The sequence below is a fragment of the Acinetobacter sp. AS167 genome, from assembly GCF_037152175.1.
In the GTDB taxonomy this organism is placed as follows: Bacteria; Pseudomonadota; Gammaproteobacteria; order Pseudomonadales; family Moraxellaceae; genus Acinetobacter.
Genome location: NZ_JBBCMP010000002.1, coordinates 1 through 13,674 on the forward strand (window position 1 = coordinate 1; position 13,674 = coordinate 13,674).

At 36.9% G+C, this 13,674-nt stretch carries 11 protein-coding genes; 3 read left to right on the plus strand and 8 right to left on the minus strand.

All coding sequences use genetic code 11. The annotated features are described in order from the left end of the window. Positions 1-433: 433 nt before the first annotated feature. A complete protein-coding gene (locus WFN33_RS03425; RefSeq protein WP_336951485.1) occupies positions 434-1,819 on the minus strand; it encodes an MFS transporter in 1,386 nt (461 codons plus the stop codon). 213 nt (positions 1,820-2,032) lie between these two features. Further along, complete coding sequence (locus WFN33_RS03430; RefSeq protein ID WP_336951487.1) at positions 2,033-2,650, minus strand: TetR/AcrR family transcriptional regulator; 618 nt, start codon at positions 2,648-2,650, stop codon at positions 2,033-2,035. Between the two features lie 767 nt (positions 2,651-3,417). Between WFN33_RS03430 and otsB the strand changes: the two genes are divergently transcribed. Both otsB and WFN33_RS03440 read left to right on the plus strand, forming a co-directional pair. After that, a complete protein-coding gene (gene otsB, locus WFN33_RS03435; RefSeq protein WP_336951489.1) occupies positions 3,418-4,278 on the plus strand; it encodes a trehalose-phosphatase in 861 nt (286 codons plus the stop codon). Next, on the plus strand, positions 4,271-5,707 hold the full coding sequence (locus WFN33_RS03440) for an alpha,alpha-trehalose-phosphate synthase (UDP-forming) (protein ID WP_336951491.1): 1,437 nt from the start codon (positions 4,271-4,273) through the stop codon (positions 5,705-5,707). Before otsB ends, WFN33_RS03440 begins: the two co-directional genes overlap by 8 nt. 86 nt (positions 5,708-5,793) lie before the next feature. Here the strand turns inward: WFN33_RS03440 and WFN33_RS03445 are convergent, their stop codons facing one another. From WFN33_RS03445 to WFN33_RS03465, 5 genes are all read right to left on the minus strand, one after another. Further along, on the minus strand, positions 5,794-6,993 hold the full coding sequence (locus WFN33_RS03445) for an MFS transporter (RefSeq protein ID WP_336951493.1): 1,200 nt from the start codon (positions 6,991-6,993) through the stop codon (positions 5,794-5,796). Between the two features lie 398 nt (positions 6,994-7,391). Then, complete coding sequence (locus WFN33_RS03450) at positions 7,392-8,051, minus strand: glycosyltransferase (RefSeq protein WP_336951495.1); 660 nt, start codon at positions 8,049-8,051, stop codon at positions 7,392-7,394. After that, the gene (locus WFN33_RS03455; RefSeq protein ID WP_336951497.1) at positions 8,048-8,647 is read right to left on the minus strand and encodes a class I SAM-dependent methyltransferase; all 600 of its coding nucleotides are present in this window, start codon (positions 8,645-8,647) and stop codon (positions 8,048-8,050) included. The genes WFN33_RS03450 and WFN33_RS03455 overlap by 4 nt, the downstream gene beginning before the upstream one ends. After that, positions 8,640-9,416, minus strand: coding sequence for a PIG-L deacetylase family protein (locus WFN33_RS03460; protein WP_336951499.1), 777 nt, complete (start codon positions 9,414-9,416; stop codon positions 8,640-8,642). Before WFN33_RS03460 ends, WFN33_RS03455 begins: the two co-directional genes overlap by 8 nt. Continuing rightward, entirely contained in the window at positions 9,404-10,420 is a 1,017-nt protein-coding gene (locus WFN33_RS03465) for an acyl-CoA dehydrogenase (RefSeq protein ID WP_336951501.1), read from the minus strand. Before WFN33_RS03465 ends, WFN33_RS03460 begins: the two co-directional genes overlap by 13 nt. Before the next feature lie 275 nt (positions 10,421-10,695). Here WFN33_RS03465 and WFN33_RS03470 point away from each other — a divergent pair, with 275 nt between their 5' ends. Then, complete coding sequence (locus WFN33_RS03470) at positions 10,696-10,935, plus strand: DUF2171 domain-containing protein (protein WP_336951503.1); 240 nt, start codon at positions 10,696-10,698, stop codon at positions 10,933-10,935. Between the two features lie 698 nt (positions 10,936-11,633). Here WFN33_RS03470 and WFN33_RS03475 read toward each other — a convergent pair. Beyond that, positions 11,634-13,589 (minus strand): alkyl/aryl-sulfatase, encoded by a 1,956-nt coding sequence (locus WFN33_RS03475; RefSeq protein ID WP_336951505.1) that lies wholly within the window; start codon positions 13,587-13,589, stop codon positions 11,634-11,636. Positions 13,590-13,674 lie beyond the last annotated feature (85 nt).

The following is a 13,674-nucleotide window of genomic DNA, read 5'->3' on the forward strand; positions in this document are numbered from 1 at the left end:
TTAGTTACCGTCCAGATTTATGTCAGTGGTTAGGTGTAAATTGTAGGTTTAATCTTTTCAGGAAACTCGAAGTTTTGATGACAAACCAAACTCTACAATTTACGTGTAGTGATAGCTAATCACTACAAAGAACAAGATACAAGATGACAAAAATCTTCCGTTTAACAGGGCTCTTGCGCTGCAAACAAAGCAGTGCTTTATTTTTGCTCATATACCCCCGCCCAACAGCGACATCCATGTCGCCATGCGATAGCTACACCATCTAGGATTCAATGAAGAAAAGGTACTTACACTGCCCAACCTAGGTTGCAAAGTTTTAGCTCATTGGTGTAAACAATAGATCTTTCATAAAGCAAATGATTGAATTAAAGAATATTAATTAGGAGAAATTATATTCTTGTGTATGAGTTTTTTGACAGGTTAACTATATCAACTATTTCGCTTGTTTTTGGCTATACAGCATAACCAAAATAGACAATAGAAATAGTCCCCCCATCAACATAACAGTAACATGAAAAGCCATCAGTTCAGCAGATTCTAGGCTATTGCCTTGCTGTTGAGAAAAAGCCGTCATAAAAGTCATCGTCGTACCCAATACTGCAATTCCGAGTGTCATTCCAAGTTGGCGTAGGGTATTTAAGATTGCTGCCGCAAAATTTGCATCTTGAACTTGCACACTTCCCATAATCAATGTACTTGAACCTGGCACGATCAGTCCCATCCCGATTCCCATCAGTCCACCACATAAGACAAATAGCAGCAAAGATGAATCGAGTTGAAAACTCATCATGGCCAACAACGCAACGCCTGCAATTGCCAAGCCCAGTATCAATAAGCTTGCCACTGTAAATCGTTGATGTAATTTGGCAAAGGCTATTGAAACAAATGCTTGAGTTAAAAACTGTGGTGCAATCAACCAGCCAGTCTGTGCTGCACTCAACTCGATCTGATTTTGATAAAATAAAGCAAATATAAATAACGAACTATATCCTGCAAAACCCAAGATAAATGAAATTGCGTTATAAGCTAAAAAATGTTTGTTCTTAAATAAATGATTGGGGATCAAGGGATGAACTGTATGTTTTTGCTGCCATGCAAATGCCATACTCGCCACACCAAACAAAACAATACTCAGCATCAACCAATGCTTTAAATAGTCGTGTTGTAGGGCAATAATACTATAGGTTAATGTGACAATGGCAACAGCGCTATATAACAAACCAAGATAATCAAACGGTAGAGATTGAGATTTCTGGTCTGGGTCAATTCCCTTATATCCCAAGTAAATCGTCACAACCCCAACTGGAAGGTTAAGCCAGAATATGCTTTGCCAACCAAAATGATGCACCATCAAACCACCGATTAGCGGGCCAACAATCAATGAAAAAGCACTAAAAGAACTCCAGCGACCAATTTCACGTGCTTTGTCTTGTGGTTGATGAAAATGATGTACCAAAATCGCCAAAGCCAGAGGGATTAAAACTGCGCCAGCCACCCCTTGAATCATACGGCCAATGATCAACAAACTAAAATTGCTTGCCATTGCACAAATCATTGAACCCACTATAAAAATGATGACACCCAACAGCCATAATTTTTTACGCCCTAAACGCTGGCTTAATGCCCCCACTGCTAACATCAAACTCGATAGGCTTAAAGCATAACTATCAATTACCCACTGTAGATCAGCCATATCGCTATCAAATTCTTTTTGAATGCTTCCAAGTGCCAGATTGACACTACTTAAATCCACCAAACAAAGAAATGTGCTGATATAGAGCGCTAAAATGAGATAAATCGGTTGGCGAGATGCGTTCATACATCACCTAAGACAGATAAATGAGAATCATTATACTATATACTGACCGACCGTCAGTCAATTGAAAAGCACCGAAAAATAAACACCTCATTTTGGTAGACATGACTCAACTATCTTTTTGAAGATCACCAACGAGATATAACTAAATGACTTGCTCTTAGATCACATAATCATTTTTTATCTAAAATATAAGCTGAAATAAATATAGAAAGATCACTCATCATGACCTAGCATTTTTAAATATTGCATCGCAATTTGTCGCGAGAAATCTGTACTATCTTGCAGTTGATTGGCAATTGCTTCATCCGTTACCCCATGCACCCCCGAATAAATCAACAAAGCGGTTAATTTTGGCTGTTCTAAATGCCAAATGCCTGCTTTCTGACCACCCTTTAAGATATGCAGTAATTGTTCAACTATCATATTTTTTTCTTTATTTTGACGCTCATGATGATGTGCGCCAAAAACAATATCATGTATAGGATAACTGTTGAGATAGGTGTGAATATTTGCAGCGACCCAAACTTTAAATTGACTGACCCAATCTTCTGCATCACATTTTGCAACTGCTGTATCTAGAGCCTCAATAAAAAAATCGATATAACGTTTTTTTAATGCTTCAACAATATGCTGTTTTGATTCAAAATAATGATAGAACGTGCCTTTAGCCACACCCACGCTGGCGATAATTTCGCTAATCGTGGTTGCTTCCACCCCTTTTTCTAAAAAAAGCGTTTGTGCAGCATTCATCAGCTCATCAATTCGGACTTCTGCTGGCTTGGTTTGCCTTTTTGTCACCTGAGTAGAAGCGACTTGAGATTGTGATGACATACTTCTCTATTTTCTACACATAAGAATTTAATTATAAATGAGCCCTTCCCAATTCACAATTGAAGCCAAGCTCATTTCTCTAATCACTTTAACATCATGAAGATATACAGACGATTGATTTTAGATTGAGCATATCCGACAGAATATCAAAGCCAGCTTAGACAGTTTTTGACTTCCTGAGGCGTTTATTCAATCTCTCCATAGAGTTGCTTCATAACTCATCATGTTGAGTGAATCATATAGGTACTGAAAGTTCCATCTCTCTTTGGGGGGACTAGGATCAGGGAGGAATTTAAAATTGTTCTATCGTTTTAAAAAATGACTTACAAAAGAAGTATAATATTCATTCACCTTAAAAAAACTGGTTATTTCCGGATAATAACCAGATTGATAAATGCTAATCTAGCCGTATAAGCATCAAAAGCATAAAATAATCTGGCATCATCTTTAAACTATTTAAATGAGACAAACCAATTTAAATGAGATAAAAAATCTAAATCATTGAAAATTTCAGCTTAAAGTAATCCAATGTACAAATAAATAATTACAACTCAAATTAAAATAAATATTTACTAACATAAAGACAAACTCATTAATTCTATTCATATTTTACTTATAAATAACGATATCTTTAATATCTTGAAATAATTTAACAAAATATATATTTGTAATCTCTGTATGTTTTTTGTCTATATAACATAAATAATCACCTTAAAAGCAATAATTAAAGTAATAATAAATTAATTAAATTATTTAAAGGTAAAAGAATGAATGATTCTTTAGCATTAAAAAAAGCGAGGATTATTTCACCCAAAGCACTCATCCAAAATATACATCATGAGAAAAATGATCTAACGCATCCGAACTACAGTTTATTTTTAGATATTGATGGCACACTGGCTGATTTCACTTCAGATCCAAGCCAAACAACTTTGAATCAAAGAAATTTTAATATTATTCAAAAACTTGTCAACAATTCTATAATTATCAGTATTGTTACGGGTAGACCTTTAGATCAAGCAAAAACCTTTTTCCCAAATCTAGCCTTAAATATTGCAGGAACCCATGGTCTGGAAATGCAATTAAAAAATATCGATACGCATATTTCTATGCCCCATACTCATTATAATCCAGAAGATTTAATTCAAATTAAACATGAGATTAATCAACTTTGCTTATCTCAACCCCATATTCGAATAGAACATAAACCTTATTCTATTGCGCTACATTATAGAGAACACCCTCAATATAAAAACCAAGCGTTGCATTTTTTAGAACAAGTGCAAGCGAAAAATTTAAATTTTAAAATTATTCAGGGTAAGTACGTATTTGAATTAATTCCTACACAGGCCAATAAAGGAAATGCAATTCACAGAATAATCCAACAATGTAAACTAGAAAATAGTATTGCATTATTTATTGGCGACGATTTTACTGATGAAGCAGGTTTTGAAGTCATTAATCAGGTTGGTGGTATCAGTATCAAGGTTGGTGCAGGCGATACCCAAGCTAGATTTAGATTAGAAAATACAATGGCTGTGACCGATTTTCTCGAATTATTTGCTCAACATATCCAACAAGAAAAGATTAAATCTTCGGTAAAACGCTTGGAGAATACTCATGTCTAGATTAATTGTTTTATCAAATCGTGTCAGCTTACCCGATCCCTCGAATAACTCAGCAGGTGGTCTAGCAGTGGCTGTGCAAGATGCACTACATGATATTGGTGGAATATGGTTGGGGTGGAATGGTCAACAAATTGACAATCATAAGTCGGTAAAGTTTGAACATATACAGCAAGATAATATTGAATTTATTACCTGCCCACTACAGCAGAGTCAATACCAACAATATTACTGTGGCTTTGCCAATAACACCTTATGGCCTGCTATGCATGAGCGTGCCGATTTAATTGAGTTTAAATCCGAAGAATATGCTTCATATCAACAAGTTAACCAATTTTTTGCCGAAAAGCTGTATGAGATTGCTCAACCTGATGATTTAATTTGGGTACATGACTATCATTTTTTCAGTATAGCGCATTATTGTCGAAAACTTGGAATGCGTAATCGTATCGGTTTTTTCTTACATATCCCATTTGCCAGTGCTTCAATATGGGAAAAATTACCGGAGGCTCGCACCTTACTGCAAGATTTAACTCAATATGATGTATTAGGCTTACAGACTCAATTAGACCAACAAAAATGTATGCAGCTTTGCCAAAATAGTTTGAAATTTAGCCGCGTACAAGATGATCTTTTGATTCAACCTGATCAACAAACCCGCATTAAATGCTACCCTATTGGTATTAATCCTGAAGTGATACAACAGGCAGCACAACGTCAGAATCAAACCATGAAATCGATATTCGATTTTGAAGATAATCCTTTGTATAAAACTATTATCGGTGTTGACCGTATTGATTACTCAAAAGGTTTACTTGAGCGTTTTGGAGCTTTTGAATGCTTTTTACAACAGCATCCTGAGTATCATCAGCATATTGTGGATTTACAGGTTGCGGGCCCATCTCGCATGGACATTACGACATATCAAGATTTTTATCTATCTTTCATGGACAAAATTAAGCAAATCAATCAAGACTACGCTACTGCTGACTGGACGCCCATTAACTGCACTCAGGACGTGGTAGAGCATGATGAATTAATGCAGATTTATCAGTATGCCGACATTTGCTGGGTTAGTTCGTTAAAAGATGGGATGAATTTAGTTGCCAAAGAATATATTGCAGCACAGGATCCTGATAACCCTGGGGTGTTGATTCTCTCTAAATATGCAGGTGCAGCAGAGCAAATGACCGAAGCGGTGCTGGTCGATCCAAATAATGAAAAGCAGATGGTTAAATCCCTTGAAACTGCTTTGTTTATGTCGAAAGAAGAACGTATTGAACGTTATCAACAACTGATGCTGGGCATCGAGCAGTTTGATATCAATGACTGGCGTAATGCATTTTTACATGACTTACAGCAACCCATAGATGAACCAATTTATATGCACAAGGCAGGGATTTCATCTCGGGCTTCAATATTTAAGGTCTAGTTTGCTCCTATTCACTTGAATGTGCTGCTTTCAATTTTAATCTGCCCAGCAAGGGTTACAGCAAATTGCTGTAACCCCGTGTGATTCTATTTTGCTTGTATCTGGGTGTATCTGTTGACGATGCCAATCATTGCCAACAGCAGTGCAATGATAATAAATACCGAGCCTAATCCAATCACTTCACTTAAAAAGCCTACCAGTGCAGGGCCAAGTAAAGCCCCACTATAAGCAATTGTTGAAACCAATGATAATGCAGCTGCTTTGGGAATTAAATTTTGCTCTCCTACCCGAGAAAACATCACTGGTACAATGTTAGAACTCCCCAAACCTAAACAGCAATATCCTAACAATACTACCGACCAGTGAGGAGCAAATACGATAATCATTAAGCCCAAAGCAGCCAAAATGGCGCCATACAATACTACCTGCTTGGCACCAAACCATCGTAACAAAGCACTGCCTGAAAACCGCCCTACTGTCATAGCGATTGCAAAAAAAGTATAGGCAAAACCAGCGTAAGTAGGATCTAAGTGGTATTGCTTTACCAGATATATCCCACTCCAGTCCATTGCTGCCCCTTCAGATAAAAAACTGATAAAACATACCAAACCGATCAGAAGTAAAGTGGGATGCATCAATTCTTTTAACTTTAATTTTTCTGGCTTATTTTCTACTACTGTGCCTTGCTCTATGTTCTCTATTCGAGTCAAACATAGCGGTATGGCAAAAAATGCAATGCTTAACAATATACAACTGATACTCAGTGCGGCAAGTAATGGTGTAACACCTAAAGCCAATAAGATGCTGACCAATGCCACACCCATTAAGCCCCCTAAACTACACATGCCGTGAAAACTGGACATTCTATTGCTTAGGCTATTTTTCTCAACAATGACTGCTTGCATATTAATAGCAACGCCCAAGCTTCCTACCATCGTGCCAAACACAAACAATAAAATGGCCATAGATAAAGCAGTATTGCATATACTTAGAAAGGGCAAAATACATAGCATAGCCAATAGCGTAAAACCAATAATTGACTTACACCCCAACTTTTGGATTAAAGCACCCGTGGCAGGCATAGATAAAAATGAGCCAATACCTGCGCAAAGCAGAAGTAAACCAAAATCTGCATGATTCAGATACAAGCGTTGCTGGGCAAATGGAATTAATGGCGCCCATGCTGCTGTCGCAAAACCCAAGCTAAAAAAACTAAGCTGAGTTGCTAAAATTTGACTATGGATGGGGTTCGTACGATCCCATACAGCTGTTTTAAAAATGAACATTTACGATGCCACTCACAAAAAATTTAGGCATTTCCTTACAAAACCACAATCCATAGAAAAACCCCTTGTCTTTTGCCATGTAAAACTGACAAATGAACAAGGGGTATTTGGCGAAATTATACTCAGATTTTAAATGCTGTCATTGTTTATTTTTGAGTTTTCTCTAGAAATTTGTAACATAGACAATGCAGTTCCCACTTAAATCTATATAACTAATATATATCGTTTTTTTATTTTTAGATTTAATTAACTTTATAGTAATTCGCAAACATGGGGTTGAATTATCCTATCTCCAGTTGCCAAAGCATAAACTATTTTAAATCTTATATTGAGTTGAACGCTTTACGTTTTATATCTTTATGATGACTGTTAAGAAAGATAGGTTCATCCATGATTATTTATAGCTCAGCATTTTCCAACCGACTGAGAAAATAAGATAAGCCCTCTGGCGCACGTGCATCCAAACGGCTACTTGTACTCACGCGTACTTGATTAGTCCAAGTAATTTGATATCCGTGTTGAATAAATTTTTGTACCAATCCAACATCTTCATGGCAGCAAATCGCTTCAAAACCACCCACTTGTAGATATACTTGCGCACTAAAGCTTAAATTAGCTCCATGAATATGCTGATGGTTCATACGATCTTTGTAATGGATCAAATAGTTTTGCTGAGCATTTAGGGACAAATGGCTAAAATCATCAAGCTGCACCACGCCGCAAATGACATCAGTGGGTTGATGCTGTATTTGAGCATATAACCAATCTAAATCTACACAACTGTCCGCATCTGTGCATGCAATCCAAGTCGCACCCTGCGCGATTAAATGCCGAATTCCTAAATCACGTGCTTGCCCTACGCATTGATAGCTACATGTAAGCCAACGTATATGATTGTTTTTTACGATATTTAAGGATTGATCATTACACTGATCTAATACCACTAAAACTTCAACTTGATGGTGCTTAATTTGTTCAATTGCTTTTTGAACAGCTTGCAAGCATGCCGATAAGTACTGTTCTTCATTATGGGCCGGAATAACGATACCTATTTTCAAATACTTCCCTCCTGTTGTGCCAGTGAAGAAGCGCCAACTGTCCAAAGATCGATGATAAAATCGGGATCACTCAGCGTTAAATAATGATGAAATGGCAATTGATTCCTCAAGCTTTCATGAACCCGTTGCGCATCTAGCTCAAAACCTTCTATCTCATGGCGCCAATGGCAGCACAGAATTTCTCCATGTGGCGTTAAACTATGCGTTAAATGATCAATTAATTGATGTAATTCTTGTGAGGTCAAATAATATGCGACCTCACTCATTACAATGAGATCAAAATGTCCAGAAGGATAAGCGTTGGGTATTCTTCTCTGTTCTACCTTAACATGTTTATAGCCGTGCAAACGTTTGGAAGCCAATTGAATAGCATTTTCGGAAGCATCTATTGATAAGACTCGATCAGCGCGCTGTGCCAAATGTTCGCTTAGATGGCCATTAGAACAACCTATTTCTAAAAGATTTATGTAGTGTGGTCGCGTCAATAACGACAGACAAATTTGCTTTTTTCTAGATTCATACCAACGGTGATCATACCCCCATGGATCCTCACTTTTTGAATACAATTCTTCAAATACATCGATATAGTCATTCACAGAGATAGACCTCATAAGGCATGAGCAGACGCTCAATGATTGCTGGCGATAGAACAGCATTCTGTCCCGTACTCTCATCTGCTTGGGTTTGAGAATTGAACTGTAAAATGGCTTGACGTTTTTGGCTAATTTGCTCATCAGTCAAGCAATAAGCGTAGGCTTGATGCCATGGGATTCGGGGATCCTGAGGAATTGCCCAATGCCAAGCCCAGATCAGAACTTGCAAACAGGGCAATTGGTGTACTTTTGCGAATGACTGAACGGTCTTACCTACTGCTTCATGATCTGGATGACCATCGTATTTATAGGTGCAAATTAAAAAATCTTCTGGGTGAATGGTCTGATCTAATCCAGACCAAAGTTGATTGATTTGTAAATGAACTTGTCCATCAGTCAAATTCAATCCGATACGTTGGGTATGTTTAGCAATCGCTAAACACTCTAGGGCAGCCAAACTTTCTAGTGGACGCAATTGATTTAACTGTTCGGGTGTGTATTTTTTCGATTGTGGATGGCTCTGGGTACCATTTGTAACTGCCAATACAACAATGTTGCAATCTAATTGCATAAGCTGTTGCATTAAGCCAGCACAACCCAGTATCTCATCATCAGGATGCGGTGATATTATCACCACCCTTTTGGAACGAAATTGCTCAAGATCGAGTGGTGGCAACGGCTGTTTTTCAAATGCCTGTAACCATTGACTCTTTTGAGTGCCCTCACCCTGAATCATCCGATCTTCAACGAGAGGATGTCTTAAAGTTCCCATGACATATGCTCCTGTAAACATCGTTCAGCAATTTGCACATCATCAAATGCGGCATGGCTTTGCCGAATAAATACAGGTAGATCAGCCATTAATTGAGCAAAAACACACTCTTCACAATATGGTCTTGCCCCTAAAGCTTTACCAGCCAAATCCATGACAGCTTGACAGCATTGCTCAGTTTGCGCACGCAAAATTCGAATCACACGTTCATGATTCTCATGAGGCTGTGTGTCTATAAGTTTGGCTGTATATTGAAAAAATGCTTTTGTCACTGCCAACTGCTGAGCCAGCTCACCCATATACATAGACTTAAATGAATTTGGACTATCTTGACAACTCTGTTGTAAAAAATGCATCAAACGTGCAGCAGCTCCATACCAACACGCTGCTATGCCTGCTGCACCATGCCAGAAACCTGGACGTTGTAAATATTGATCAGGTTGCCCGATAAGCCGAATTAAGCAGTTGTGAAAATGAACTTTCGCTGTTTGGGTATGTTGCATACCCACTGCTTGCCACTGACTAAAATCTATAGAAATATTAGGCTGATCTAATTGAACCATGCACAACTGAGATTGACCTTGTTCATTCTTATAACTCATTAATGCTCGTTGTACAAAGGCAGCCCCAGAACACCATAACTTAGTTCCAGTACAATGGTTATTTGCCACCTGTAGAGGCGCTGGACCGCCTTCAGCAGCCCATACAGCCCATATCTCTGAAGAACGTATGTTTGTCGAATCGCCTAATTCGTACAAGATACTAAGTGCATCACAATGTGATTCAAATAGTTTTGCCAAACTTAGATCAATTCCCGCTATTTCAGCAAAACACTGCCAACGTGCATAGGTTTGCCCTTGTGCGGGAAAGGGTAAATTCTCAGATAAAAGGGTTAATTGGCGAAATACAGATATACGCTGCTGATTTTTATATTCGAAAGTTGCCGAATCAAAATCTGCTAATACCTGTTTCATGGACTTATTTATTTGGATTTGAAGATTCATTTTAATTTAGTTTTTCATAAGCTTTAAAATTTAATCTATCGTTTAAAATTAATATATTAAATTTAAGTTTTGTAAAAAAACAGGAAATTGCCAAACAACTCACATTAAGCAGATAAAATATCATTTCATTTTGTGACGTTGTTATTGAATAACGTGAGTTAAGTTATTTTAAAAGACTGTTCTGTAACTATTATTATAAATTAAAGAATAAATCTAAAATACACGGTAATCTAAATACTCTAAATCGTTTTATTTTTAATAAAGAAGAGGCTGAAATGACTACTTTCAATATTCAAGATATTAAAAAGCACGCGAATGTTATTGCATCTTGTGGCACACAAGTTGGAACAGTTGATCATCTCGAAGGCGATAGTCAGCTAAAATTAACTCGTGATGATGATCCGAATGGTCAACATCATTTAATTCCAACGTCTTGGATTAGTGATGTTAAGGGTGATCAAGTTATCCTGAATAAAAACTCAGAAGAAGTCCGTGATCAGTGGAAAGCTATATAAATAAACCTAGCGCAGTCTATATAAATAAACCTAGCGCAGTCATACTTATTTGGCTGCGCTTTAAGCTATTTTTAGATATTTACAAAGTGCAAGCTAATCGAACTCACCAACACCTACAACAGCGTAACAAGTGCATTATGTAAATATAGGCTCTCAAAAAGGAAAATCAAGCCGTAGGTATTACAAAATAAGTTTCTTAATTATGCTGACTATATAAAAATATAAGGTTGATAAAATCAAGATTAAGCTCTTAAACTATCGAATATTGATACGATCAACATGACCTATATATTTACTCAATATATTAAAAAAATGACACAATCAAGTCATCTTTAATAAAATGTTATTTTTAATAAAAAATATTTCACAATATTTTATCTACCTTTTAGTTAAAAATATCGCTTAAAGCTATTATTTATGAGTAAATTAATATAAAAATAAACATTTTTTTAAACAAGTTGCCAATTAAAATTCCTCCCTAGAAAATACGCTATAAAATTCAAAAAATATTTAACAAAGTAGCAACAGGGTTAAAATCATTATAGTTTACTTTTAATTTTGAATACCGTTACAAGAAATGATTTCTTTTATTGCCTGCGATAAGAGTGGGAGAACTAAGTTGATAAGTTCCCCCATTTATATTTAGATCTACTGATTTAAGCTTATGGCTCTATTTATTTGAGCCTAGCCTTGTAACTTTAGCCATTTGGTCGAGTCACAATTGGGAAAATTGAATCTGGCCGTTTAAACATTGCAAAGAATTTTCCAATTTTCAGTGGATTGCCTTTGACTTTACTGTCTTTAGAAAGGAGGATTTTTACCCCTTCTATTTGACCTGTAATCATTTTTAGATATAAAGGTTTGGTTAAAGTTAATGTTGGGCAATCCGATGCCAAAGCGCTACTGTCATCATAACGCTTGAATTGCATGACTGAGTTTTCAACCCACAATGAAAAATGCTCTTTGGTATCCGATAAAACCAGATTGAGACACTGGTTTTCACTTTTTAAATTTTCTACATCTAAATTGGTTGCCATGGCTTCAAGAAATCTTTCTGTTGGCGTGTGAATCAATAAGTCACTTGGATCAGATGTATTTTGCAAAGGTAGATTATTTTGTAGCTCTTGAGCACCGACTAAAAAGAAATTACGCCAAGTTGAAGCCTCAGCAGCATAGCCCAATTGACGATAAGTATTTGCCAATAAGTTTTTCGCTTGTTGGTTTTGAGGGTTATTCAACACAATATGCTTTAAAATCTCAGCAGCCCATCTATAATCAGCTTGATCATAGGCATCTTGCGCATTTTTCAACGCTTTGCTCTCCCCACCTGCTAATTCAATATATTTTTTTGCAACAGCTTTAGGTGGCAATGGATCTAAATTGGAAGGATGGGCATCGAACCATCCCATATAATATTGGTATACCGCTTTTACATTATGCTTTAGGGTTCCATAATAGCCATGAGCATATAGTTTTTGATCAAGTGCCGCTGGAAGCTGAATTTTCTCAGCAATTTCAGCGCCATTTAAACCAGAGTTCATATATCTCACCGTCTGGTCATGGGTAAACTTATATACATCTCGCTGCGTTTTAATAAAATCTTGAATATTGTCATTGCCCCATACTGGCCAATGATGCTGTGCAATCAACACATCCGATGTTTTGGCATGTTGCATTGCCTGATCTAAATAACCCACCCATTTTAAGGCATCTCGTACTTTAGCACCTCGAAGGGTATAAAGATTATGCATGGTATGCGAAAGAATTTCCGCGCCATTATAAAGTTTGAGTGATGGGATAGAGAAGGTTAACTCTGCGGGCGCTTCTGAACCCGGCACGTTATAAAACACAAAATCTAGACCATCAACGGTCATTTTCTGTTCCGCCTGAGTAATCAGTTGTGTAGGCTCAAGGATTCCCATTTTCCCAACAGCAACTGCCTTACCTAAACCTGTATCTACCAGCCCTTGTGCATTCTTCGGTAGAAAAGTTCCATACATGTAACTGGCACGACGTAGCATGGCTGAACCTGCCATCACATTTTCACTGGTCGCTTCTTCCATAAAGCCTTGTGGCGCTATAATTGGCGTTTTTCTTGCGTTAATTTCTTCGGTAGAAATAACACCTAATGCCCCACCAAAATGATCGATATGGCTATGGGTAAAGATAATGGCTGAAATTTTTTGCTCACCTAAATGCTGTCTAGCAAATTTGAGTGCAGCTTCAGCTGTTTCTTTAGAAGTTAATGTATCAACAATAATCCAGCCAGTATCACCCTGTATAATAGTCATATTTGCCAAATCGAAACCACGAATTTGCCAAACTCGATCTGTAACTTTAAAAAGACCGACATTGTTGTTTAACTTTGCTTGTCGCCATAGACTCGGATTAACAGTATTTGGAGCTTGATCGTTTAAAAAATTAAACGCATCAAAATCCCAGATAACATTGCCTTTCTCACTTTTAATTTGACCCGTCGGCTTGGCAATAAAGCCTTTTTGCGCATAATTAAACTCAGTCATATCATCTAAATTATATTTATTCTTATAGGTATTATTTGACTCAATGACTGCTTTTTCTACCGCTGCATTTGCTGCAAAAACAGAAAATGGTAAAATAAACATCAATGAGACCGTCAAAAATTTAATTTTCATTGTCTTTCCTTTTAAAAACATCCATATTTTTGGGTTTTATGATTTGTGCATTATTTTCATCTGGCATTAAACCCTGTCTTATATC

Coding starts and splice junctions, on each gene's coding strand:
- WFN33_RS03425 (WP_336951485.1), bottom strand. CDS start 1,819: ATGAACGCATCTCGCCAACCGATTTATCTCATTTTAGCGCTCTATATC.
- WFN33_RS03430 (WP_336951487.1), bottom strand. CDS start 2,650: ATGTCATCACAATCTCAAGTCGCTTCTACTCAGGTGACAAAAAGGCAA.
- otsB (WP_336951489.1), top strand. CDS start 3,418: ATGAATGATTCTTTAGCATTAAAAAAAGCGAGGATTATTTCACCCAAA.
- WFN33_RS03440 (WP_336951491.1), top strand. CDS start 4,271: ATGTCTAGATTAATTGTTTTATCAAATCGTGTCAGCTTACCCGATCCC.
- WFN33_RS03445 (WP_336951493.1), bottom strand. CDS start 6,993: ATGTTCATTTTTAAAACAGCTGTATGGGATCGTACGAACCCCATCCAT.
- WFN33_RS03460 (WP_336951499.1), bottom strand. CDS start 9,416: ATGGGAACTTTAAGACATCCTCTCGTTGAAGATCGGATGATTCAGGGT.
- WFN33_RS03465 (WP_336951501.1), bottom strand. CDS start 10,420: ATGAATCTTCAAATCCAAATAAATAAGTCCATGAAACAGGTATTAGCA.
- WFN33_RS03470 (WP_336951503.1), top strand. CDS start 10,696: ATGACTACTTTCAATATTCAAGATATTAAAAAGCACGCGAATGTTATT.
- WFN33_RS03475 (WP_336951505.1), bottom strand. CDS start 13,589: ATGAAAATTAAATTTTTGACGGTCTCATTGATGTTTATTTTACCATTT.